1 protein-coding gene is annotated in these 369 nt (G+C 26.0%); it reads right to left on the bottom strand.

Features of this window, described 5'->3' with window-relative positions:
* Nucleotides 1-183 precede the first annotated feature (183 nt).
* Nucleotides 184-369 (bottom strand): integrase core domain-containing protein (locus GNY06_RS05385; RefSeq protein ID WP_166519123.1); only part of this gene is annotated, 186 nt, incomplete at its 5' end.

Here is a 369-nt window from a genome sequence, read left to right as displayed (position 1 = left end):
TGAAAGGTTTTTATTTAAAATAATTTTATAGATTTGAATGAAATGATTCATGTATTTGTAGGCTTCCCTTTTTTAGTACGATTTAAAATTAGACAATTTTACATATTGTACCCAATTTATTTACTGTTAAATTATAACAGCAAGTATCAGTATATCCTTATCTCTGTATTACACAGGAGACAATCACTCTAATGAAACATGAGGCCTCTCATCATTGTAATCTTTAACAAAATCATCAGATATCTCTCGAACATCATCTAATGATTCAAATATATAATAAACAAGAACATTCTCACTATAAGTCCTGTAAAATATTTCTATATATAAATTTTGCATAGGTTTGCCAGGATCTATATATTGAAAGTTAAT

It is taken from the genome of Elizabethkingia argenteiflava, from assembly GCF_009904105.1.
Classification (GTDB): domain Bacteria; phylum Bacteroidota; class Bacteroidia; order Flavobacteriales; family Weeksellaceae; genus Elizabethkingia; species Elizabethkingia argenteiflava.
Note: the sequence above shows the minus strand (reverse complement) of the source record. Positions and strands in the feature narration are given on the sequence as shown.